This window comes from Streptomyces sp. TG1A-8, assembly GCF_030499535.1.
Classification (GTDB): domain Bacteria; phylum Actinomycetota; class Actinomycetes; order Streptomycetales; family Streptomycetaceae; genus Streptomyces.
This window is the reverse complement of the sequence record NZ_JASTLB010000001.1, coordinates 5,170,304-5,189,419: the sequence shown is the minus strand read 5'-3', so window position 1 is coordinate 5,189,419 and position 19,116 is coordinate 5,170,304. Positions and strand designations below refer to the sequence as shown.

The following is a 19,116-nucleotide window of genomic DNA, read 5'->3' as shown; positions in this document are numbered from 1 at the left end:
TGGCGCGCCCCGCGGGCTAGGGTGGCCACGCACGAGCACTCGCGGGAGCCCGGACGCACCGGGCTGAGAGGGAGGCTGGCGGCCTCCGACCGTACGAACCTGATCCGGGTCATGCCGGCGAAGGGAGGGGCTGGACGCCCATGTCGTCACGTACGTCCGACGTCCTCGTCATCGGGGGCGGGATCATCGGCCTGGTCACGGCCTGGCGGGCCGCGCAGCGCGGGCTCGCCGCGGCCGTGGTGGACCCTGAGCCCGGCGGCGGGGCCGCGCGGGTCGCGGCGGGGATGCTGGCCGCGGTCTCGGAGCTGCACTACGGCGAGGAGACCCTGCTCGCCCTCAACCTGGAGTCCGTCCGCCGCTGGCCGGACTTCACGGCCGAGCTGACCGGGCTGACCGGCCACGACCTCGGCTACCGCCGCTGCGGCACGCTCGCCGTCGCGCTGGACGCCGACGACCGCGCCCAGCTGCGCGAACTGCACGCCCTCCAGCGGCGCGCGGGCCTGGAGTCGGTGTGGCTGTCGGGCCGGGAGTGCCGGCGGCTGGAGCCGATGCTCGCGCCCGGGGTGCGCGGGGGGCTGCGGGTCAACGGCGACCACCAGGTGGACCCGCGGCGGCTCGCGGCGGCGCTGCTGGCCGCCTGCGAGCGGGCCGGGGTGGTGTTCCACCGGTCCTGGGCCGAGCGCCTCGACGTGGTGCGCGGGCGCGCCTCGGGTGTCACCACGGCGGACGGCACCGGGCTGGCCGCCGGACAGGTGGTGCTGGCGGCCGGGAGCCTGAGCGGGCGCCTGGCGGGCGTCCCGGACGAGGTCCTGCCCGCGGTGCGGCCGGTGAAGGGCCAGGTGCTGCGGCTGACGGTGCCGCGCCGGTACGCGCCGTTCCTGAGCCGCACCGTGCGGGCCGTGGTGCGCGGCAGCCAGGTCTACCTGGTGCCCCGGGAGAACGGCGAGCTGGTCGTCGGCGCGACCAGCGAGGAGCTGGGCTGGGACACGACCGTGACGGCCGGCGGCGTGTACGCGCTGCTGCGCGACGCCCACGAGCTGGTGCCGGGGATCACCGAGCTGCCCCTGACCGAGACCCGGGCCGGACTGCGCCCCGGTTCCCCGGACAACGCGCCGCTGCTGGGCCCCTGCGGTCTGGACGGGCTGCTGCTGGCCACCGGGCACTACCGCAACGGGGTGCTGCTCACCCCGGTCACCGGTGACGCCCTGGCGCACGCGCTGCTCACCGGTGAGCTGCCGCAGGAGGCCCGCCCGTTCACGCCGAAGCGTTTCGGCGCCGTCCTCACGGAGCTGCCCACATGAACGTCTCCGTCAACGGCGAGCGCCGGGAGGTCGCCGCGGGCACCGCTCTCGACGGCCTCGTCCGCTCCCTGACCGCGGCGCCCTCCGGGGTGGCCGCCGCCGTCAACGAAACGGTCGTCCCGCGCGCGCGGTGGGCGGCCACCGTCCTCACCGAGGGCGACCGCGTCGAAGTCCTCACCGCCGTCCAGGGAGGCTGACCGATGACCGACGACCCCTTCGTCCTCGGCGGTGTGCCCCTCGGCTCCCGGCTGATCATGGGCACGGGCGGCGCGCCCAGCCCGGAGGTGCTGGAGCGGGCCCTGGTGGCCTCGGGCACCGAACTGACCACCGTGGCCATGCGGCGGGTCGACCCCGGCGTGCGCGGCTCGGTGCTGTCGGTGCTGGAGCGGCTGGGCATCCGGGTGCTGCCGAACACGGCCGGCTGCTTCACCGCCGGGGAGGCCGTGCTGACCGCGCGGCTGGCCCGGGAGGCGCTCGGCACGGACCTGGTCAAGCTGGAGGTGATCGCCGACGAGCGGACCCTGCTGCCCGATCCGGTGGAGCTGCTGGAGGCCGCGGAGACGCTGGTCGACGACGGGTTCACGGTGCTGCCGTACACCAATGACGACCCGGTGCTCGCGCGGAGGCTGCAGGACGTGGGCTGTGCGGCGGTCATGCCGCTGGGCTCGCCGATCGGGTCCGGGCTCGGGATCCGCAACCCGCACAACTTCCAGCTGATCGTGGAGCAGGCGCAGGTGCCGGTGATCCTGGACGCGGGGGCCGGCACGGCGTCGGACGCGGCGCTGGCGATGGAGCTGGGGTGCGCGGGGGTGATGCTCGCGTCCGCCGTGACCCGGGCGCAGGAGCCCGAGCTGATGGCGGCGGCGATGCGGCGGGCGGTGGAGGCGGGCAGGATGGCCCGGCTGGCCGGACGGATCCCGCGGCGGCACTTCGCGCGGGCGTCGTCCCCCGCCGAGGGCCTGGCCGCGCTCGATCCGGAGCGCCCCGCGTTCTGAGCGGCGCCCGGGATCCTGCCCGGGTTCCGGGGGAAGCGTCACAGGTCGGCTGCAGTGGGGCGGCCGAGCCGGTCGCGCCGGGGAGCCGGCCGGCACGTCCTCGTAGACTCGCCTGCGTGGATACGACCCTTCAGGACCCCCTCGTCGGGCAGGTGCTCGACGGCCGTTACCGCGTCGAGGCGCGGATCGCGGTCGGCGGGATGGCCACGGTCTACCGGGCCCTGGACACCCGTCTGGACCGGGTCCTCGCGCTCAAGGTGATGCACCCGGCGCTGGCCTCCGACGGGTCGTTCGTGGAGCGGTTCATCCGGGAGGCCAAGTCGGTCGCCCGGCTGGCGCACCCCAACGTGGTGCAGGTCTTCGACCAGGGCACCGACGGGCCGTACGTGTACCTGGCGATGGAGTACGTCGCCGGCTGCACCCTGCGGGACGTGCTGCGCGAGCGGGGCGCCCTGCAGCCGCGGGCGGCGCTGGACATCCTGGAGCCGGTGCTGGCCGCGCTCGGCGCCGCGCACCGGGCCGGGTTCGTGCACCGGGACATGAAGCCGGAGAACGTGCTGGTGGGGGACGACGGCCGGGTGAAGGTCGCCGACTTCGGGCTCGTGCGGTCCGTGGACTCGGTGACCAGCACCACCGGCGCCGTGCTGGGCACCGTGTCGTACCTCGCGCCCGAGCAGGTCGAGCAGGGTGCCGCCGGCCCGCGCGTCGACGTGTACGCCTGCGGCGTCGTCCTGTACGAGATGCTGACCGGCGGCAAGCCGCACGCCGGGGACTCCCCCGCGCAGATCCTCTACAAGCACGTCCACCAGGACGTGCCGCCGCCCTCGGCGCTGGTGCCGGGGCTGCCGGGGGTGCTGGACGAACTGGTCGCCTCGGCCACCGCGCGCACCCCGGACGACCGGCCGCAGGACGCGGCCGGTCTGCTCGGCGAGGTGCTCCGGGCGCGCGCCGGTCTCACCGACGAGGAGCTGGACGCCCCGCCACCGCAGGCGCTGTCCGCCGGGCACGACAACGCCGAGGACCGTACGAGCGTGATCCCGCGCTCGCTGACCGTGCCCCGGCCGCTGCCCGTCGACGGCGAGGACGACCCGCGGGCGGCCGTCCGGCACACCAGCCGGCTGGAGGTCCCGCCGGTGCCGCCGCGGCGGCGGCTGGCGCGGCCCCGGCGCGGACTCGTCACCGTCGTCGCCACCCTGCTGGTGGTCCTCGGGGTGGGTGCCGGGGCCTGGTACATCAACTCCGGGCAGTTCACCGAGGTCCCGCCGCTGCTGACCAAGACGGAGTCCCAGGCGCGGGCGCGGCTGGAGACGGCCGGGCTGGAGGTGCGCAAGGTCGAGCGGGAGTACAGCGACACGGTGCAGCGGGGCACGGTCATCGGCACCGACCCCGCGGCCGGGGCGCGGATCCGCAGCCACGACTCGGTGACGCTCACCGTCTCCCGCGGCCCCCGGACCGTGAAGGTGCCCGACCTGCGGGGCGTGCCGCTGGCCGAGGCGCAGGACCGGCTGAAGGCGGACGGGCTGGAGCCGGGCATGGTCGGCCGGGCGTTCAGCGACCGCGTCGCCCGGGGCTCCGTGATCGGCACCGATCCGCCGGCCGGCACCGAGCGGCACGCGGGGTCGGCGATCGCGCTGCGGGTCAGCAAGGGCGGTCCGGTCGACGTGCCGGACGTCGCCGGCGAGGACCCGGACGCAGCCGCACGGGAGCTGGCAGAGGCCGGCCTGAAGGCGGAGGTCTCCGCCGGACGGGTCGACTCCGCGTACGGCAAGGGGCGGGTGGCCCGGCAGAGCCCGGCGGCCGGCGGCCGGGCCGCGGAGGGCGACACGGTGACGCTGACCCTGTCCAGGGGCCCCGAGATGGTCGAGGTGCCGGACGTGGTCGGGGCGGGCGCGGACGAGGCGAGGGAACTGCTGGAGGCCTCCGGCTTCAAGGTCCACGAGGACCGCGGGCTGCTCGGGCTGTTCGGCGACACGGTGAGGAAGCAGTCGGTGGCGGCCGGTGGGAAGGCGGCCAAGGGGTCGACGGTCACGATCACCATCCGCTGACGGCACCCCCGCGCGGCATGACACCCTGGACGGGTGACAAGCCAGCCGTCCCCTTCCGCACCGCCCGCCGGCCCCCCGCCCTCCGTCGCCGTGCCCGCCGGCCGCTCCCGCAACCCCGTCGGCAGCCACGTCCCCGTGGCCGGCGGCCTGCACTCCACGGGGCTGGCGTACGCGCGGCGGATCGGGGCGGAGGCCGTGCAGGTCTTCGTCGCCAATCCGCGCGGGTGGGCCACGCCCGCCGGGAGGCCGCAGCAGGACGAGGCGTTCCGGCAGGCGTGCGCCGAGGAGGGGATCCCGGCGTATGTGCACGCGCCGTACCTGATCAACTTCGGCTCGCACACCGGGGCGACGGTGGAGCGGTCGGTGGAGTCGCTGCGGCACTCCCTGCGGCGCGGCCGGGAGATCGGCGCGCTGGGCGTGGTCGTGCACACCGGCAGCGCCACCGGCGGGCGGGCGCGGGAGGTGGCGCTGCGGCAGGTGCGGGAGCGTCTGCTGCCACTGCTGGACGAGCTGACCTGCGACGACGACCCGTTCCTGCTGCTGGAGTCGACCGCCGGGCAGGGTGCCTCGCTGTGCTCGCGCACCTGGGACTTCGGGCCGTACTTCGCGGCGCTGGACGCCCACCCGAAGCTCGGCGTGTGCCTCGACACCTGCCACGTCTTCGCCGCCGGGCACGACCTGACCGGTCCGGCCGGGATGCACCGGACCCTCAACCTGCTGGTGGACACGGTCGGCGCGGGCCGGCTGAAGCTGATCCACGCCAACGACTCCAAGGACGTGGCCGGTGCGCACAAGGACCGGCACGAGAACATCGGCACCGGTCACATCGGTGAGGACCCGTTCCGTGCGCTGATGTCCCACCCGGCGACCGACGGCGTCCCGCTGGTCATCGAGACGCCCGGCGGCGAGGAGGGCCACGCGGCGGACGTGGACCGGCTGAAGAAGCTCCGGGACGGCTGAGCGGGCCGCGGCCAGAGCGGTCCCGGCCTCAGAGTTCGGGTCCCTCCCCGGGCTCCTCCTGGTAGGAGTAGCGCTGCTCCTTCCAGGGGTCGCCGATGTTGTGGTAGCCGCGCTCCTCCCAGAAGCCCCGGCGGTCGGTGGTCATGTACTCGACCCCGCGGACCCACTTGGGGCCCTTCCAGGCGTACAGGTGGGGGACGACGAGGCGGACCGGGAAGCCGTGCTCGGCGGTGAGCAGTTCGCCGTCCCTGTGGGTGGCGAAGATCGTCCGGTCGGAGGCGAAGTCCGACAGGCGGAGGTTGGCGCTGAATCCGTACTCCGCCCAGACCATCACGTGGGTGACGCCGGGCGCCGGCGGTGCCAGGTCCAGGACGGCGCGCGCCGGGACGCCGCCCCACTCGGCGCCGAGCATGCTGAACTTGGTCACGCAGTGCAGGTCGGCCACCACGGTGGTGTAGGGCAGGGCCGTGAACGCCTCGTGGTTCCAGGTGTGCTTGTCCCCGTCGGCGGTGGCGCCGAAGACCCGGAACTCCCAGCGTTCGGACCGGAACTTCGGCACGGGCCCGTAGTGCGTGACCGGCCAGCCGCGCTGGAGCCGCTGCCCCGGCGGAAGCCCGGATCCTGCCGCTGCCCCAGACGCGCGCTCCACCGGATGCCCCATGTATCCATCCTGACAGACCCCGGGCGGTGCCCCGGCCCCCCTCCCGCGAACGGGACGAACGGCGGCAGTCCGTGACGTACGCACCGAGTACGCACTTACTGGACGATCCTCACCACCGGTGCGATCATGCCGCCGCGTACCCCTCCCGTTTTCCCGTGTGGAAGGAGCCGCTGCGATGCAGGGCGACCCCGAGGTCATCGAACTGCTCAACGAGCAGCTCACCGGCGAGCTGACCGCGATCAACCAGTACTTCCTGCACGCGAAGATGCAGGAGAACTTCGGCTGGACGAAACTCGCCAGGTACACGCGGCACGAGTCGTTCGACGAGATGAAGCACGCCGAGGCGCTCACCGACCGGATCCTGCTCCTGGAGGGGCCGCCCAACTACCAGCGGTTGTTCCACGTGCGCGTGGGGCAGACCGTCCGGGAGATGTTCGAGGCCGACCGGCTGGTCGAGGTCGAGGCGATCGACCGGCTCAGGCGGGGGGTCAGGGTGATGCGCGAGAAGGGCGACATCACGTCGGCGAACGTCTTCGAGGGCATCCTCGCCGACGAGGAGCTGCACATCGACTACCTCGACACGCAGCTGGAGCTGGTGGACAAGCTCGGCGAGGCGCTCTACCTCGCCCAGGTGATCGAGCAGCCGGAGGGCTGACGCCCACCCCTAGGCGGCTTCGCCGGCCGCGGTGCCGGACCGCGCGTCGAGCGCCGCGAGAACCGGCCGGTCCCGGCCGGCCGGCTCCCGGTGCGGGCACGAGCCCCGGCCGAGGACGGCCTGGATGCGGCGGACGCACGAGCCGCAGTCGGTGCCCGCCTTGCAGGCGGAGGCGATCTGGCGGGGGGTGCGGGCACCGTCCCGCGCGAGCTGCTCGACCTGCGCCTCGGTGACGCCGAAACAGCTGCAGACGAACATGCGGATCCACCTCCCGACGGGGTCGCCCGGTCACTGCCACCCCATTCCCGGTGAGGCAAACCTAACCTTACCCGCCGTTCGGGGAGCACGACAGCACGAGGGGCGCGGACCGGGTGTGATCCGCGCCCCGGGGTGCCGTCACTGGTCCCGGTACATCTCCGCGACGAGGAACGCCAGGTCGAGGGACTGGCTGCGGTTCAGCCGCGGGTCACAGGCCGTCTCGTAGCGCTGGTGCAGGTCGTCGACGAAGATCTCGTCGCCGCCGCCCACGCATTCGGTGACGTCGTCGCCGGTCAGCTCCACGTGGATGCCGCCCGGGTGGGTGCCCAGGCCCTTGTGGACCTCGAAGAAGCCCTTGACCTCGTCCAGCACGTCGTCGAAGCGGCGGGTCTTGTGCCCGGAGGCCGCCTCGAAGGTGTTGCCGTGCATCGGGTCGGCCACCCAGGCCACCACCGCGCCGGACGCCGTGACCTTCTCGACCAGCTCGGGGAGCTTGTCGCGGATCTTGTCGGCGCCCATGCGGACGATGAAGGTCAGCCGGCCCGGCTCGCGGCCGGGGTCGAGGCGCTCGACGTACTGCAGCGCCTCCTCGGCCGTCGTGGACGGGCCGAGCTTGATGCCGATCGGGTTGCGGATCCGGGAGGCGAACTCGACGTGCGCGTGGTCCAGCTGCCGGGTGCGCTCGCCGATCCACACCATGTGCGCCGAGACGTCGTACAGCTGCCCCGTGCGGGAGTCGACGCGGGTGAGGGCCGACTCGTAGTCCAGCAGCAGCGCCTCGTGCGAGGAGAAGAACTCGACGGTCTTGAACTCCTCCGGGTCGGTGCCGCAGGCCCGCATGAAGTGCAGCGCGTTGTCGATCTCCCGCGCGAGCTGCTCGTAGCGCTGGCCCGAGGGCGAGGACTTCACGAAGTCCTGGTTCCAGGCGTGCACCTGGCGCAGGTCGGCGTAGCCGCCGGTGGTGAAGGCGCGCACCAGGTTCAGCGTGGAGGCCGAGGCGTGGTACATCCGCTTGAGCCGCTCCGGGTCCGGGATGCGGGACCCGGGGGTGAAGTCGAAGCCGTTGACGGAGTCGCCCCGGTACACCGGCAGCGTCACGCCGTCACGGGTCTCGGTCGGCTTGGACCGCGGCTTGGAGTACTGGCCGGCGATCCGGCCCACCTTCACCACCGGCACCGAGGCCGCGTAGGTGAGGACGGCGCCCATCTGGAGCAACGTCTTGAGCTTGTTGCGGATCTGGTCGGCGGACACCGCGTCGAAGGCCTCCGCGCAGTCGCCGCCCTGGAGGAGGAACGCCTCTCCCTGGGCGACGGCCGCCATCCGGGCGCGCAGCTGGTCGCACTCGCCCGCGAAGACGAGCGGCGGATACGACTCGAGCTCCGCGATCACTGCGCGCAGAGCCTCGGGGTCGGGGTACTCGGGCTGCTGCGCCGCGGGCAGGTCTCGCCAGGTGTTGCCAGCGCTCGGGCTGGTCTTAGCGTTCACGGTCACCCCGTAAACACTACGGGGTCGTGTCGTCCGATTTCGGCCCGGCCCGAAAGGTGAGACGACGTGATGGTCCGGTGGACGGCGTGCGGTGGGGTAGGGTTCGCGCCATGTTCACGCAGCCGCTCCAGAACACCTGGTGGTGGACCGCTTCTCCGGCGGCCCGCTGACTGCGCGTACCCAAGACTTCGCGAAGGCCGCCCGAGGGGCGGCCTTCGGCGTTCTCGGAAGTCCCGTCCCTCTACCGTCACCGGGTCGCCGGTGCAGAACGCCTGCCGGGTGATCGAGCGGCACGAGACCGGCGGGCGCGGCTACTACGCGGGCGCGCTGGCGCTGCTCGGGCGCGGCCCCGGGGGCGCGCAGACCCTGGACTCCCCCATCCTGATCCGCACCGCCGACATCCTCGCCGACGGCCGGCTGCGCGTCCCGGTCGGCGCGACCCTCGTGCGCGGCTCGGACCCGGCGGGCGAGGTGGCCGAGACCCACGCGAAGGCGGTGGGCGTCCCGGCCGCGCTCGGGGTGCGGCCGTCCCGGCCGCGCGCGGAGCGGGAGCGCCCCCGCCTCGCCGGTGATCCCCGGGTGCGGGCCGCGCTGGACGGGCGGCGCGCCCGGCTCGCGCCGTTCTGGCTGCGGATGCGGGAGCCGGCGCCCGGACCGGCCGGACACGCCCTGGTCGTGGACGGCGAGGACACGTTCACGGCGATGCTGGCGCACGTGCTGCGCTCGGGCGGGCTGGACGTGACCGTGCGGCGGTACGACGAGCCGGGGCTGCGGCGCGCGGCACTGGGGCACGAGGGGCCGGTCGTGCTCGGCCCCGGCCCGGGGGACCCCTCGGACCCCGCCGACCCGAGGATGCGCCTCCTGCGGGACCTGACCGCCGCGGTGGTGCGCGAGCACCGGCACGGGGTGCTCGGGGTCTGCCTCGGGCACGAGCTGATCGCGGCCGAGCTGGGGCTGGGAATCGTCCGCAAGCAGGTGCCGTACCAGGGGGCGCAGGTCCCGGTCGGCCTGTTCGGGCGGGCGGAGACCGTCGGCTTCTACCCCAGCTTCGTGGCGCGCTGCGACGAGGAGGCGGCCCTGGAACTGGCCGCGCGCGGGGTGGAGGTGAGCCGGGCGGGGAACGGCGAGGTGCACGCCCTGCGGGGTCCCGGGTTCGCCGGGTGCGGTTCCACCCGGAGTCGGTGCTGACCCTGAACGGGGCGGCGGTCGTGCGGGAACTGATCGGCGCGCTGCGCGGGGCGCGCACGGCGGGGTGACCGGGGGCCCCGGCGGCCGTGCCCGCCGCGGGCACGGCGCCCCCCGCGCTACTCGTCGTCGAGGCCGCGTTCGATCACGTACCGGACCAGCTCCACCCGGTTGTGCAGCTGGAGTTTGCCGAGGGTGTTCTGCACGTGGTTCTGGACCGTGCGGTGGGAGATGACGAGGCGTTCGGCGATCTGCTTGTAGCTCAGGCCCTTGGCCACCAGCCGCAGCACCTCCGTCTCCCGCCCGGTGAGCCGGGGCGCCCCCGGACCGCCGGCGCCGGGCGCCGGCGCGGGCTCGCAGGCCAGGCGCCGGTACTCGCCGAGCACCAGTCCGGCCAGCCCCGGCGTGAACACCGGGTCGCCGGCGGCCGTGCGGCGCACCGCGTCGAGCAGTTCCTCCGTGGACGCCGACTTCAGCAGGTAGCCCGTCGCGCCGGACTTCACCGCCTCCAGGACGTCGGCGTGCTCGCCGCTCGCGGACAGCACCAGGACGCGCAGGGCGGGGTTGCGGGCGACCAGTTCCTTGCACACCTGGACACCGGGCCTGGCCGGCAGGTTGAGGTCCAGCACGAGGACGTCGGGGGCCGCCGCCCCGGCCCGGCGGACCGCCTGCTCGCCGTCGCCGGCGGTGGCGACCACCTCGAAACCGGACTCGGCCAGGTCCCGCGCGACCGCGTCGCGCCACATCGGGTGGTCGTCGACCACCATGACCCTGATCGGGTCCTGCCGCTGTGTCATCAGCGCTCCGCCCTCCCCCGCGCCCGCTCGGCGCTCCTCGGTACCGTCAGCTCGACTTCCGTGCCCTGGCCGGGGACCGAGACCAGCTCGGCACTGCCGCCCAGGTCGCGCAGGCGCCCCCGGATCGACTGGGCCACGCCCAGCCGGCCCTCGCCCTCGGCCTGGGCGAGCCGGCCCTCCGGGATGCCGGGCCCGTCGTCGCGGACGGTGACGACGACGGCGTCCGGCTCGTCCTCGATCAGGATCCAGGCCCGCGCGCCCGGCCCCGCGTGCCGGCGCACGTTGTCCAGCGCCGCCGTCACCGCCGCGGCCAGCTCCCGGGCCGTCGCCGGCGGCAGCGGCACCGGCGCTCCGGGCTCGGCCAGGGCGACCCGGGCGCCCGCGTGAGGGGCGAGCAGGGTGCGCAGGTCGAGCGGGCCGTCGTCGTCCGGCTCCCCGGCCGCGCGGGCGGCCGCCGCGGCGCCCGTCCCCCGCGGCGGGCGGGGGACGGGCAGCAGCCCGCCGGAGACCAGCGTGCGCAGCGCCACCTCCTGCTCCCCGGCCAGCCGTCCCAGCTCGGCCGCCTCGCCGCCGAGGACCGCGCCGCGCCGCTGCACCATCGCCAGCACCTGCAGCACGCCGTCGTGGATGTCGCGGGCCAGCCGCTCCCGCTCCCGGGTCGCGGCCTCGATCTCCAGGGCACGGGCGAGCGTGCGCTCGGAGGCCCGGGCGACCTCCACGACGTAGCCGATGGCGATGGACGCCACCCAGACCAGGACGACGTTGTGCACGGTGTCCCGGGCGGGGCCGCCGCGCTCGACCAGGTTGGCGGCGGCGACGGCCGTGGAGGCGACGGCGGCCCAGCGCCAGCCGCCCTTGACGGCGAAGGCCAGCACCGAGCCCGCGGTCCATATCGACGGCAGGGTGGGGCCGCCGCCCGCGATCCGCTCGTGGTCGTCGGCGAGCGGGGTCAGCAGGACACCGGCGAGGGCCACGGCCAGGTCGGCGGCGAGGAGGCCCCTGGTGCACCTGGCCGCGTCCGCCACCCTGGGCAGCGTGGCCAGGGTCCACACGACCAGGACGGCGTAGTAGGCGACGGCGATCCAGGGGCGCACGAAGTGGCCGTACGCGGTGGCGCACAGGCCGATGGCGTAGAGCATCGCCAGCACCCGGTAGCCGGCCAGCGCACGCCACAGCGGCAGTTCGACCGACATCCTCACGACCCGCTCGCCCCTGGGCACGCCCCGCCCCCGATCCCCCGCTCCCGCCCGCGGGCCCCTAGCCCCCGGCCTGGGCCTTCTCGGCCTTCTCGCTCTCCCTGGCCGCCTTCGCCGCCTCCGCGAGCTGCCGCTTGGCGGCGGTCGCGTACATGTCGACGTACTCCTGGCCGGAGAGCTTCATGATCTCGTACATGACCTCGTCGGTCACCGCGCGCAGCACGAACCGGTCGTGCTCCATGCCCTGGTAGCGGCCGAAGTCCAGCGCCTTGCCGATCCGGATGCCCGGCCGCATCAGCTTCGGCACCACCTTGCCGGGCGGCTGGATCTTCTCGGTGTCGATCATCGCGACCGGGACGACCGGGGCGCCGGTGGCGAGCGCCACGCGCGCCAGGCCGCCGGGCTTGCCCCGGTACAGGCGTCCGTCGGGCGAACGGGTGCCCTCCGGGTAGATCCCGAACAGCTCACCGCGCTCCAGCACCTCCATGCCGCTCCTGATCGCCGCCTCGCCGGCGCCGCGCGCCCCGGAGCGGTCCACCGGGAGCTGCCCGACACCCTTGAAGAAGGCCGCGGTGAGGCGGCCCTTCAGACCGGGGGTGGTGAAGTACTCGGCCTTCGCGATGAAGGTGACCTTGCGGTCGAGGACCGCGGGCAGGAAGAACGAGTCCGAGAAGGACAGGTGGTTGCTCGCCAGGATGGCGGGGCCCTCGGCCGGAATGTTCTCCAGTCCCTCCACCCAGGGCCTGAAGGCGACCTTGAGCGGCCCCCCGATGGCGACCTTCATCGTGCCGTACAACACCCGCGTGCCTCCCGTGTCCGTCGGTCAGACCATAACCCGGACCACCGCCCGGGGGGCCGACGACCCTGGTCGGTGTCAGTGCGGTCGCGTACGGTGAACCACATCCGTCAGTTCTGCGCGCCGCTCCCGGGGACGGGAGGGGCCCTTCCAGGAACAGGAGCCCGAAGGTGCCGGTTCTCCCCGGAGCCGAGCCGTACCGCCACGAGGGCGCGGAGGTGGGCGTCCTCCTCTGTCACGGCTTCACCGGCTCGCCCCAGTCACTGCGCCCCTGGGCGGAGCACCACGCGGCGCACGGCCTCACCGTCTCCCTGCCGCTGCTGCCCGGCCACGGAACCCGCTGGGAGGACATGCAGGTCACCGGCTGGCAGGACTGGTACGCGGAGGTGGACCGCGAACTGCGGCTGCTCGGCGACCGCTGCTCGCGGGTGTTCGTGGCGGGCCTGTCGATGGGCGGGGCGCTGGCCCTGAGGCTGGCGGCCCGGCACGGCGACCGGGTCGCGGGCGTGGTGGCCGTCAACCCGGCCAACCGTGTGCACGGCCTGTCGGCCCACGCCCTCCCGGTGGCCCGGCACCTGGTGCGCACGACGAGGGGCATCACCAGCGACATCGCCAGGAGCGGGGCGGTGGAACTGGGGTACGACCGGGTGCCGCTGCACGCGGCGCACTCCCTGCGGGTGTTCCTGCGCCGGCTGGACGGCGAGCTGCCCCGGGTCACCCAGCCGTTGCTGCTGCTGCGCAGCGCCCACGACCACGTGGTCCCCGCGGCCGACCCGGCGCGGGTGCTGAGCCGGGTGTCGTCCACGGACGTGAAGGAGGTCGTGCTGGAACAGAGCTACCACGTCGCGACGTTGGACCATGACGCGGACCGGATCTTCGAGGAGAGCCTCGCCTTCATCGGCCGGCTCGCACCCAGTGTCGGCAAGGAAGGGACGGCCGCAGTTGGCTGAGCACGACTCCGACCGGGAGGACCGCGAGCCGGACGAGCAGGGGGTGCCGTTCGACGAGGACGCCGTCTGGCGCGCCATCGTCGCCGGATACGGCGAGGAGCCGCCGGACCCGCCGGGCGCCAAGCCCTTCAAGCCGGTCGAGGACCTCGCGCTGCTGGAAAAGAACCCCGAGAGCACCACGGACACCGCGGACGGCACGGACGCCACGGACGGTCCTCCGGCCCGGCCGACCCCCCGGCCGCTGGGCAGTTCGGTCTCGTTCGCGCCCGGTGTGGGGCCGCGCGACCACCGGCCCCCGGAGCCCTCCGAGGACGACTTCGGGGAGGACGACGAGGGCCACTTCGTACCGCCCGAGCCGCCGCCGCTGCCGGCGGCCGACACCACCGCCCGGTTCGCCTGGCTGGGCGTCGTCGGCGGCCCGGTGCTGCTCCTGCTGGCCGTGGTGCTCGGCTGGCAGATGACCTGGTGGCTGACGACGCTCGGGATCGGCGGGTTCCTCGGCGGGTTCGTCACGCTGGTCACGCGGATGCGCACGGACGAGGACCAGGACGACGACCCCGGGCGCGGCGCGGTGGTCTGAGCCGTGCGCCCGTCAGGACGCCGGGATTCTGAGGGCGGCCAGCACCGGGAGGTGGTCCGTGGCCGCCCCCAGGTCCGCCCGCGTGACCCCCGGCTGGTCCAGCGGCACCCCGCAGCCGAGGACCTCGATGCCCTTCGTGGCGAAGAGGGCGTCGATGCGCCGGCGGGGCTCGGTGGCGCTGAAGGTGTGCTCGCCGCCCCAGGGAGCCGTGGCCCGGCAGTCCTGGAGGCCGGCGGCCAGGCGGTCGAACGCACGGCCGCCGGGGCGCTCGTTCAGGTCGCCGCCCGCGACGACGTGGTCCGCGCCCAGTCCGGCCAGGCGGTCGAGGAGCAGGCCGGCCTGGGCGTGGCGCTCGTCCTCGCGCAGGCCGAGGTGGCAGCTGATCACACCGAGGCGGACCGCGCCGAAGCGGACGACGGCGGTGGCGAGGCCGCGCCGGTGCTCGCCGGGGGTGAGCGGGAGCAGGACGTCCTCCGTGCGCTCCACGGTGGCCCGCAGGGAGCAGAGGATCGCCGGGCCGGCCGCGGTGCCCCCGCCGGTGAGGACCACCTGGCCGGAGGCCGCCGCGAGGCGGGCGAGCTTCTTGCGCCAGCGGAAGAAGCGGGGGGCTTCCTGCACGAGGACCAGGTCGGGGGCGCACGCGGTGATGACCCTGGCCAGGGCTTCGGTGTCGTCCCGCATCGAGCGGACGTTGTAGCCGAGGACGCGGACCACCGCCGAACCGTCGGGCTCGGTGCGGGAGTCGGGAAGCGGAAGCACGGGGGTTGCCATGCCCGTCAATTTACGCGCGGGGGCCGGGGCGCCCGAGGGGTGGGGCGCGGGGTGCGTGCGCGGCCGACGCCGCTGCGCGGCTCGTCGCACCGTTCCCCGCGCCCCCGGGACGGCGACGCCCCTACATGATCGGGTCGGGCTCCCGGGCCAGGTCGGCCGCGCCCACCAGGCCCGCCTTGTTGCCGAGCTGGGCGGCGATCACGTCGGCCACCGGGCGCCAGTTGCCGCCCACCAGCCAGCGCTTGTAGGACTTGCGGATCGGGTCGAGGACGAGGTCGCCCTCGTCGGAGAGGCCGCCGCCGACGATGAACGCGGACGGGTCGAAGAGCGAGGCCAGGTCGGCGAGGCCGGCACCGGCCCAGCGGGCCAGCTCGCGGTAGGAGTCCACGGCGACCGGGCAGCCCTGGCGGGCGGCCACGGAGATGTGCTTGCCCTCGATGCCGTCGGGCGTGCCGTCGCCGAGCGCCAGCAGCACCTCGGCCCGCTCGGGGGTGGCGTTGGCGCGCTGCTTGGCGTAGCGGACCAGGGCGCGGCCGGAGGCGTACTGCTCCCAGCAGCCCTGCGAACCGCAGCCGCACAGCAGGCCGTCGGGGACCATCCGGATGTGGCCGAACTCGGCGGCCACGCCGAAGTGGCCGCGGCGCAGCTTGTTGCCGATGATGATGCCGCCGCCGAGGCCGGTGCCGAGCGTGATGCAGATGACGTTGCGGTGGCCCTTGCCGGCACCGAACCTGTACTCGCCCCAGGCGGCGGCGTTGGCGTCGTTCTCGACCACGACCGGCAGGCCCACGCGGGCCTCGACCTTCTCCTTCAGCGGCTCCTGGCGCCAGTCGATGTTGGGCGCGAAGTACACCGTGGAGCGCTGCCGGTTGACGTAACCGGCGGCACCGATGCCCACGCCGACGATCTCGTGCCCGGCGCGCGCCCCCGCCACCGCCGCGGCGATGGCGTCCACGATGGCCTCGGGCGTGACGGGCGTCGGCACCTTGAAGGTCGAGAGGATGTTGCCTTCCTCGTCGACCACGCCGGCCGCGATCTTCGTGCCGCCGATGTCGACGCCGATGGTGAGTCCCATGAATCCCTCAGTTTCGGTCGAGCCCCGCTACGGCCAACCGTACCCGAGGCCCCGCCGTCAAAGGGCTTCAGTCCAGGTCGATGCGTTCTCCCGGACCGGTTCCCTCACCGCGGTCGCGGTCGTCGCTCCCCCCGCCGGTGCCGGCGTCCGCCGGGCCGGCCGCGCCGGCGGTCCAGCGGCGCTCCTGGGCCCGGACGGCCAGGCGGTAGGCGGCCAGCAGCTCGGTGCCGGCGGCGGCGAGGTGGCCGAAGACCTCCGGGTTGCGCTCCACGACGGGCTCCACGGCGGCCTTCGCCTGCTGGACGGCCTGGCGCACGGCCTGCTGGGCGGCGGGTCCGGCGACGGCGCCGAGGAGCGGGGAGCGCAGGCCGGACAGCCGGTCGGCCACCGTGTCCACCAGTTTCCTCAGTTCCTCGGCGGCGGAGCCCGGGGGCGGGCCCTGCTCGGCGCGGCGGCGGGCCTTCTCGGCGTCGAGGTCCTCGGCGCAGGCCGTGGCCCAGGCGTCGGCGTCGGTCGCCCGCTCTCGTCCGGCGTCCTCGAAGGGGTCGGGTGCGGGGCGCTCTTCGCTCATGGCGGACTCCTGACTACGGTTCGCCCCTCAGACGTTACCCGAACCGGGATGACCGGTTCATCCCCCGGTGCCCGGCCACAGCCGCGGGTCGGGGGCGAAGCGGATGCGCAGTTCGGCCTCCCGCAGGGCGGCGCCGGCGACGGTGCAGCGGCGCAGGGCACCGGGGAGGGGGACGATCCGGCGGAACGGACCGGCGGTGATGACGAGTTCGTCGCCGCGCCGGATCAGGTCCAGCTCCTCGCGCACGGCGCCGGGCAGCGGGATGTGCCAGACCAGGACGCCGTCCTCGGCGAGCCGGTCGGTGACGGGCCACCGGACCGGGGCGGGCGCGGATCCGGCGCCGGGCACGGCGAGGGCGGCGAGGTCGTCGGTGCCGTGCGGGTCGCGGCCGAGGTGGGGCACGGGGCGGACGCCGTGCGGCTGCCACTCGGCGAGCGCCTTGCGCTGCTGGGCGAGGAGTCCGGCGAGCCAGGTGTCCGGGGCGGTGTCGGGCAGGACCCGGTTGGCGATCAGGGCCTCGGTGCGCAGGCCGCGCAGGGCGAGGCCGAGGGCGGCGGTGCGCACGGCGTCGGCGCCGGCCGGGCCGGGTTCGGCGACGAGGCGCACGGCGGTGTGCCGGTCGGCGAGGACCGCTTCCACGGCGGCCAGGCCGGCGTCCCAGCGGGCCGCCGTCTCGTACAGCCACTCGGCGGGCATGGGGACGCCGGCCAGGCGGCCGAGGACGGGACGCAGGGCCCGGGCCGCCTGCCGCTCGGGCGGGAGCAGGCGGCTCAGGTAGCGGCGCAGTTCCCCGGGCAGGGCGAGCAGGGCGAGGGCCTGCGCGAGGGGCGGGAGGTCGACGACGAGGAGGTCGTGGCGCCCGGAGAGGGCGGCGTCCCGCAGGGCACGCAGGAGGGACAGTTCCTCGGCACCGGGCAGCGGGGTGGCCTCCTCGGCGTCCAGGCGCGTGGCGCCGAGGAGGTCGAGGACGCCGGCGGCGCGGGCCTGGAAGGCGGTGAGGTCCTGCCGGAAGCGTTCGGTGGCGTCGGGCCGCCAGGCGGTGAGGTGCTCGGCGACCTCGGTGGGGACCGGTCCCGTCGCGGATCCCAGGGCCCTGCCGAGCGTGTCCGTGCGGTCGGCGCCGAGGACGAGGGTGCGGACGCCCCCGCGGGCGGCCTCGAACGCGGTGGCGGCGGCCACGGTGGTACGCCCGCTGCCGCCGGGGCCCGTGATCAGGAGGGTGCGCATGAGGGTGAACGCTACCTCCGGGTACCGCTCCCCGGCGGCTCCTACTTCTCCCCGGACTCCACGCGCTTCTTCAGGCCCGCCAGCGCGCGGTCGATGATGACCTTCTCCGCCTTGCGCTTGATCATGCCGAGCATCGGGATCTTGACGTCCACCGTGAGCCGGTAGGTCACCTCGGTGGCGCCCCCGCCGGCCGGCCTGAGGAGGTAGGAGCCGTCCAGGGAGCGGAGCATCTGGGACTTCACCAGGGTCCAGGAGACCTCGTGGTCGCCGGTCCAGGTGTAGGCCAGGGTCTGGTCGTCCTTGATGGCGCCGGCGTCCATGACCAGGCGGACCTGCTCGGCGCGGCCCCGTTCGTCGGCCGCGAGGACCTCCGCCTCCTTCACCTCGCCGGTCCAGTCCGGGTAGCGGGCGAAGTCGGCGATCACCGCCATGACGTCGGCCGGAGCGGCCTCGATCGTGATGCTCGAACTGGTGTGTTCCGCCATCGCCGTGGCTCCTCCAGGTGCGGACCGGTGGACAGGTCTGCGTGCGCACCGGGTGCGCACGTGTGTGCAGCGTGAAGGCTACCGCGCCGCCGACCTGCCGCCTTCATCCCGCCCGCCGCGGCACCGCGTCACCATTCCAGCGCGAACGGCCTGCCGGTCCCGGCGAAGTGCCCCACGTTCACGCACTCGGTCGCGCCGATCCGCATCCGGCGCGCCAGCGGCTGGTGGACGTGGCCGAAGAGGGCGTACCGGGGGCGGGTGCGGCGGATCGCGTCGAGCAGCGCCCCGCTGCCCCGCTCGAAGCGGCGCGCCACGGTGTCGTAGACCAGTTCGGGCACCTCCGGCGGGATGTGCGTGCACAGGACGTCGACCTCGCCGACCGCCTCGATCTTCGCCGCGTACTCCTCGTCGTCGATCTCGTACGGCGTCCGCATCGGCGTGCGCAGGCCGCCGCCGACGAAGCCGAAGGTCCAGCCGCCGATCTCCACCCGCTCGCCGTCCAGGACGGTGGTGCCCGGGCGGGCGTACTCCCGCCACAGGGGCGGCATGTCGACGTTGCCGTAGGTGGCGTACGTCGGTGCCGGGAAGGCGGCGAACAGCTCGGCGTACTGCCTGCGCACCGCGCCCTCGATGGCGGTGGCCGGGTCGGCGCCGAGGCCGGCCCACAGCCGGGAGCCGAAGGCGCGGGCCTCCTCGAAGCGGCGGGCGGTGCGCAGTTCGACGATGCGGTCGGCGTTCTCCTTGCCGAACAGGTCGGGGAAGATGCCGCGCGCGTGGTCGGCGTAGTCGAGGAAGAGGACCAGGTCGCCGAGGCAGATCAGCGCGTCGGCCCCCTCCCCGGCCCGCGCCAGGTCGCGGGCGTTGCCGTGCACGTCGCTGACCACGTGGACGCGCGTGCTTCGCTTGCCGGTGGATGTGGGCGCCATGACGATCAAGGGTAGGACGGGCCCGGCCGCCGTGAACAGTGGCGGTCCAACCTGCGGCTACTCGCCGGTCGGCGGGGCCGTGGACTACTGTGCGCGAAGGAACGCCGGCCTGTGTGACGCAGCGAACATCTCGCCGGGACCCCCTGTCGTAGAAGCCATACCGGCGGGTAACGTCCGGGCAGTCCAGTCGTGCTCTG

20 protein-coding genes, 1 pseudogene and 1 riboswitch are annotated in these 19,116 nt (G+C 74.6%); of the genes and pseudogenes, 9 read left to right on the top strand and 12 right to left on the bottom strand.

The window, feature by feature from the left end:
- Positions 1-31: 31 nt before the first annotated feature.
- A riboswitch (TPP riboswitch) is annotated at positions 32-143 on the top strand.
- From thiO to QQY24_RS22765, 5 genes are all read left to right on the top strand, one after another.
- On the top strand, positions 141-1,301 hold the full coding sequence (thiO, locus tag QQY24_RS22785) for a glycine oxidase ThiO (protein ID WP_301974561.1): 1,161 nt from the start codon (positions 141-143) through the stop codon (positions 1,299-1,301). (Overlaps the previous riboswitch by 3 nt.)
- Positions 1,298-1,498 (top strand): sulfur carrier protein ThiS, encoded by a 201-nt coding sequence (gene thiS / locus QQY24_RS22780; protein ID WP_301974560.1) that lies wholly within the window; start codon positions 1,298-1,300, stop codon positions 1,496-1,498. Before thiO ends, thiS begins: the two co-directional genes overlap by 4 nt.
- 3 nt (positions 1,499-1,501) lie before the next feature.
- Positions 1,502-2,296, top strand: coding sequence for a thiazole synthase (locus QQY24_RS22775; RefSeq protein ID WP_301974559.1), 795 nt, complete (start codon positions 1,502-1,504; stop codon positions 2,294-2,296).
- Between the two features lie 116 nt (positions 2,297-2,412).
- Positions 2,413-4,341, top strand: a complete 1,929-nt coding sequence (gene pknB, locus QQY24_RS22770) for a Stk1 family PASTA domain-containing Ser/Thr kinase (RefSeq protein ID WP_301974558.1) — start codon at positions 2,413-2,415, stop codon at positions 4,339-4,341.
- A 90-nt stretch (positions 4,342-4,431) separates the two neighbouring features.
- Positions 4,432-5,301: a deoxyribonuclease IV gene (locus QQY24_RS22765; protein WP_301976331.1), complete on the top strand. Its 870-nt coding sequence runs from the start codon at positions 4,432-4,434 to the stop codon at positions 5,299-5,301.
- 28 nt (positions 5,302-5,329) lie between these two features.
- On the opposite strand, the gene QQY24_RS22760 is transcribed toward QQY24_RS22765, so the two are convergent.
- On the bottom strand, positions 5,330-5,962 hold the full coding sequence (locus QQY24_RS22760) for a sulfite oxidase-like oxidoreductase (protein WP_301974557.1): 633 nt from the start codon (positions 5,960-5,962) through the stop codon (positions 5,330-5,332).
- Positions 5,963-6,137: 175 nt separating this feature from the next.
- On the opposite strand from QQY24_RS22760, the gene bfr reads away from it, so the two are divergent.
- Positions 6,138-6,617 carry a bacterioferritin gene (bfr, locus tag QQY24_RS22755; RefSeq protein WP_301974556.1) on the top strand — a complete coding sequence of 160 codons (480 nt, stop codon included), beginning with the start codon at positions 6,138-6,140 and terminating at the stop codon, positions 6,615-6,617.
- A 9-nt stretch (positions 6,618-6,626) separates the two neighbouring features.
- Here bfr and QQY24_RS22750 read toward each other — a convergent pair whose 3' ends face one another.
- Both QQY24_RS22750 and QQY24_RS22745 read right to left on the bottom strand, forming a co-directional pair.
- The gene (locus QQY24_RS22750; protein WP_301974555.1) at positions 6,627-6,875 is read right to left on the bottom strand and encodes a bacterioferritin-associated ferredoxin; all 249 of its coding nucleotides are present in this window, start codon (positions 6,873-6,875) and stop codon (positions 6,627-6,629) included.
- Positions 6,876-7,013: 138 nt separating this feature from the next.
- Entirely contained in the window at positions 7,014-8,366 is a 1,353-nt protein-coding gene (locus QQY24_RS22745; protein WP_301974554.1) for a class II 3-deoxy-7-phosphoheptulonate synthase, read from the bottom strand.
- Between the two features lie 234 nt (positions 8,367-8,600).
- On the opposite strand from QQY24_RS22745, the pseudogene QQY24_RS22740 reads away from it, so the two are divergent.
- A pseudogene (locus tag QQY24_RS22740) lies at positions 8,601-9,616 on the top strand (anthranilate synthase family protein); the annotation flags it as partial.
- Between the two features lie 48 nt (positions 9,617-9,664).
- Here QQY24_RS22740 and QQY24_RS22735 read toward each other — a convergent pair.
- The 3 genes from QQY24_RS22735 to QQY24_RS22725 are packed head-to-tail and all read right to left on the bottom strand — an operon-like array spanning position 9,665 to position 12,322.
- The gene (locus QQY24_RS22735; protein ID WP_301974553.1) at positions 9,665-10,342 is read right to left on the bottom strand and encodes a response regulator transcription factor; all 678 of its coding nucleotides are present in this window, start codon (positions 10,340-10,342) and stop codon (positions 9,665-9,667) included.
- Positions 10,342-11,562, bottom strand: a complete 1,221-nt coding sequence (locus QQY24_RS22730; RefSeq protein ID WP_301974552.1) for a MacS family sensor histidine kinase — start codon at positions 11,560-11,562, stop codon at positions 10,342-10,344. Before QQY24_RS22730 ends, QQY24_RS22735 begins: the two co-directional genes overlap by 1 nt.
- 37 nt (positions 11,563-11,599) lie before the next feature.
- On the bottom strand, positions 11,600-12,322 hold the full coding sequence (locus QQY24_RS22725) for a 1-acyl-sn-glycerol-3-phosphate acyltransferase (RefSeq protein WP_301976330.1): 723 nt from the start codon (positions 12,320-12,322) through the stop codon (positions 11,600-11,602).
- Between the two features lie 182 nt (positions 12,323-12,504).
- On the opposite strand from QQY24_RS22725, the gene QQY24_RS22720 reads away from it, so the two are divergent.
- Positions 12,505-13,284, top strand: coding sequence for a carboxylesterase (locus QQY24_RS22720; protein WP_301974551.1), 780 nt, complete (start codon positions 12,505-12,507; stop codon positions 13,282-13,284).
- Positions 13,277-13,864, top strand: a complete 588-nt coding sequence (locus QQY24_RS22715) for a hypothetical protein (RefSeq protein ID WP_301974550.1) — start codon at positions 13,277-13,279, stop codon at positions 13,862-13,864. Before QQY24_RS22720 ends, QQY24_RS22715 begins: the two co-directional genes overlap by 8 nt.
- A 12-nt stretch (positions 13,865-13,876) precedes the next feature.
- On the opposite strand, the gene QQY24_RS22710 is transcribed toward QQY24_RS22715, so the two are convergent.
- From QQY24_RS22710 to QQY24_RS22685, 6 genes are all read right to left on the bottom strand, one after another.
- On the bottom strand, positions 13,877-14,635 hold the full coding sequence (locus QQY24_RS22710) for an endonuclease/exonuclease/phosphatase family protein (protein WP_301974549.1): 759 nt from the start codon (positions 14,633-14,635) through the stop codon (positions 13,877-13,879).
- A 121-nt stretch (positions 14,636-14,756) separates the two neighbouring features.
- A complete protein-coding gene (locus QQY24_RS22705; protein WP_301974548.1) occupies positions 14,757-15,710 on the bottom strand; it encodes an ROK family glucokinase in 954 nt (317 codons plus the stop codon).
- Between the two features lie 67 nt (positions 15,711-15,777).
- Positions 15,778-16,281: a DUF5304 domain-containing protein gene (locus tag QQY24_RS22700; protein WP_301974547.1), complete on the bottom strand. Its 504-nt coding sequence runs from the start codon at positions 16,279-16,281 to the stop codon at positions 15,778-15,780.
- A 57-nt stretch (positions 16,282-16,338) separates the two neighbouring features.
- Positions 16,339-17,508: an ArsA family ATPase gene (locus QQY24_RS22695; RefSeq protein ID WP_301974546.1), complete on the bottom strand. Its 1,170-nt coding sequence runs from the start codon at positions 17,506-17,508 to the stop codon at positions 16,339-16,341.
- A 41-nt stretch (positions 17,509-17,549) separates the two neighbouring features.
- Positions 17,550-17,993 carry an SRPBCC family protein gene (locus tag QQY24_RS22690; RefSeq protein WP_301974545.1) on the bottom strand — a complete coding sequence of 148 codons (444 nt, stop codon included), beginning with the start codon at positions 17,991-17,993 and terminating at the stop codon, positions 17,550-17,552.
- 128 nt (positions 17,994-18,121) lie between these two features.
- On the bottom strand, positions 18,122-18,919 hold the full coding sequence (locus QQY24_RS22685; RefSeq protein ID WP_301974544.1) for a metallophosphoesterase: 798 nt from the start codon (positions 18,917-18,919) through the stop codon (positions 18,122-18,124).
- Positions 18,920-19,116: the final 197 nt, after the last annotated feature.